Annotated in this window: 2 protein-coding genes; both read right to left on the bottom strand. The window is 65.0% G+C overall.

What is annotated here, in order from left to right; genetic code table 11:
• Window positions 1–122: 122 nt before the first annotated feature.
• Entirely contained in the window at window positions 123–3,101 is a 2,979-nt protein-coding gene (locus KAY22_RS26485) for a Tn3-like element ISMpo10 family transposase (RefSeq protein WP_012449407.1), read from the bottom strand.
• Between the two features lie 4 nt (window positions 3,102–3,105).
• Window positions 3,106–3,398: recombinase family protein (locus KAY22_RS26480; protein WP_296626068.1), on the bottom strand; the 293-nt coding region annotated here is incomplete at its 5' end.

The raw sequence follows: 3,398 nt of genomic DNA, 5'->3' as shown, positions 1-3,398 counted from the left end.
TTTCCTTATGAACGTCCAGACCAACGTATTTTACTGCCTCCGTCATGACTCATCTCCGTTGCTGACAGATCCATCGTCAGCATCTCAGATTCGAGCCTCCAAAGCTCCGGCAGTCATGGGGTCTAAGGTTTTGCCGTGCCTTCGACGGCGCGCATCTGGCGAAGCGGTCTGAGCGCGGTGGATGGCGCATCGGGATCGGTCCAGAGGTAATCGCCGGTGAGATTGATATGCTGCCAACCGAGCGGTGATAGGTGTTGCAGCAGGTCCGGCGGGACCGGCCGGCCGAGGTTGGCGAGATGCATCCGGGCGGCTTGCAGGTAGGTCGTGTTCCACAGGACGATGGCACCGGCGACGAGGTTCAGCGCGCTCGCCCGATGGCTTTGGGCTTGCAGCGCATGATCGCGGATACGGCCGATGCGATGGAAGAAGATGGCGCGTTTCAGGGCATTTTCCGCTTCTCCCTTGTTGAGTTCGCGGGTGGCGCGGCGACGCTGTTCGGGCTGCTCGATCCAGTCGAGCGTGAACAGGGTACGCTCGACGCGACCGATCTCGCGCAACGCCAGTGCCAGGCCGTTGGCGCGTGGATAGGAGCCGAGCCGTTCCAGCATGATCGAGGCGCTGACGACGCCTGTGCGGATCGAGGTTCCCAGTCGCAGCACGTCGTCCCAGTGTGCCTCGATCAGACCTTCGTCGATGCGGCCCGCGACCAGCGGCGCAATATCGGGGCCGGGTTCGATGCCGTTAAACAGGTGCAAACGGCGTGCGGCGATATTCGGGATACGCGGCGCGAACCGGAACCCAAGCAGATGACATAGCGCGAACACATGGTCGGAGACGCCCCCGCCATCGACGTGATGCTCTTCGATGTGCAGATCGGCGCCGTGGTGGAGCAGCCCGTCGAGCACCTGTGCCGCCTCGCTCGCCGAAGCGGAGATAACTGTGGAATGGAACGGCGCGTAGCGATCCGAGACGTGGCTGTAAAAGGAGACAGCCGGCTCTGTCCCCTTGTGCGGATTGACTGCGCCGGTTGCCTGGGCGCGGCGGTCGAGCGGAAAGTTCTGACCGTCTGAGCTGGACGAGGTGCCGGACCCGAACAGCGCGGCCAGCGGCGCGGTGTGTTGGGCGTCGACAAGCCGGGCGAGCGCGCGACCGTAGGTTTCCTCGCGCAGATGCCACGAGGCGAGCCAACCGAGTTGGCGCTGGGTCACGAGATTGCAGGCTTCCGCCATGCGCGTATGGCCCAGATTGGTGGCATCGGCGAGCACCGCCGTGAGGATCGCACGTGGTTCATCCGCGGCACGGCCACTTTGCAGATGCGTGAAGCACTGGCTGAACCCGGTCCATCGATCGACTTCGGCAAGAAGGTCGGTGATGCGGATCGCGGGCAGATGCGCATAGAGCGGCGCAAGGGCGGTATCGGATTCCTCGGGAGTAATCGCCTTCAAGGGCGAAATCCGCAGCCTGCCCAAGCTGAGCTGCACGTCTTCCAGCGCGTCCGTCTCCGCCTTTCGCTCGACCTCGGCCAATCGACGGGCGAGGCGGGCGCGTCGTTCGGCCAGCCAGATATCGGCCGTATCCGGTGCCGGTATCGGCAAGGGGCCGGCCGCGCGCATGTTGGCGAATACGGGGGCAGGAATGAGTTGCTGCTCGACAGCACGATAGCGTCGGCTTCCCTCGACCCACATGTCGCCGGCGCGAAGCCGGTCGCGAAGCTCGACCAGCACGCACAATTCATAGATCCTGCGATCGGGAATGCCGGTGCCGATCGCCCGACGCCAAGCTTGCCGGATGAAGCCGACTGGCGTGCCTGCAGGCAATTTGCGCAGATGACCAAAATGAAGGTCGCGCATGATCGCGACCGCTCGCGCGAGCGCATGGCAGGCTGGCACCGCCCCGAATGTGAACGAGGCGATGAACGAGGGACCGACCTGTCGGAGGACGGGGTAATTGGTCGCGGCGACCGCGACGGGATCGACCGAATCGGGGCGGATCAGCTTGCGGGCTTCATCGACCTCGCGGCCGAGATCATTCCATCCGATCGCTGCCTCGACCGCAGCGCCGATATCGCCACCTGATATCTTGGCGGCGAGCAAGGCAGCGCCGAGTTGGGCAAGCAGCCGGATTTTGCCGTTGATGGTGCGCCGGTTGCGCTTGAGTGTCGTGTCCGCGCTGTTCTGTTCGCGCCGGAACATCTGCCCAAGCAGGCGATCGAACATCAGCACCGCATCGTCGGTGAGGGTAACGATGGTTTCGAGGATGGTCGCCACCAATGTGGCGCGACGCCGCGTCGCTTGCAGCGTCCGAACATGTTGCGCGGTCAGCCGCACGCCTTCCTGGCACAGGCGTCGGAGGCGCTCGGGATGGACGCCTACGGCGATATCCGGATCGATCCCGATGGCCCGAAGCAGTGTCAGTCGCTCGATGATGGCGGCGAATGTCTTTCGGCCGGGCTTGCCGGGTGACTGCCGCACCCAGGCCAGATCGCTCAAGTTCGTGCCTGTGTGGGGCAGGAGAAGCGCATCGAGCAGCCGGCGCTGTCGAGCATCGAGTCCTCGGGTCAGATGCTCGGCGACATGGCGTTCGGCATCGAGCAACGCCTGTGCGACCATCCGCTCGACCGAACTGATGCCCGGCACAATGATGCGCCGTCGCCGGCACTCATCCAGCATCACGCGCGCCAGCCTAGCCCCGCTGGTCGTCGTCAGCGCGATCGGCAGGAGCCATTCCTGCAACGTCGTTCGCAGCGGCCGACTGAGCGGCATGAAGCCGAATGCATCGCGCAGTGCATCGAGCTGTTCGTACCGGGTCGGGCCGCGCGTCGCGTAGTCGGCCAGCACCTCGGGTCCGACCTGCAATTGCTCTGCGACGAACGCGAGCGGCGTATCAGGGATCAGTTCACCGGGTCGCAGGAAACGGCCAGGATAGCGCAGCGCGCAAAGCTGGATCGCGAAACCCAGCCGGTTATGCGGTCGCCTCCGGCGGACGATGATGGCCAAGTCGTCCCGGCTCAATGTCCAGTGCTGGACGAGCAGGGTTTCGTCGTCGGGAAGCGCGAGCAACGCCGCGCGTTGCTCGTCCGACAGGACGGCGCGACGCGGCATCGGCTTAGACCTTGGCCGGTGCGGTCCAGCCGATCCGGGCAAGCGTGCCGAGAAGGGTCGAACGCGGCACCTTGAAGGTCCGGCAGACGGACGCCTTGCTGGCCCCGCCATCCAGCGCGGCGGTGATCCGCTCGAGCGTTTCGGCGTCGATCATCGGCGGGCGGCCACCTTGGCGTCCCCGGCGTTTGGCAGCAGCCAGTCCCGCCATCACCCGTTCGCGCGTGAGCGCACGCTCATATTGTGCCAATGCACCGAACAGCGAGAACAGCAATTCGCCGTGCGGCGTGGTCGTATCCA

Origin of the sequence: Rhizorhabdus sp. (genome assembly GCF_018006725.1) — a bacterium.
Lineage (GTDB): Bacteria > Pseudomonadota > Alphaproteobacteria > Sphingomonadales > Sphingomonadaceae > Rhizorhabdus.
This window is presented reverse-complemented; position numbering and strand designations above follow the sequence as displayed.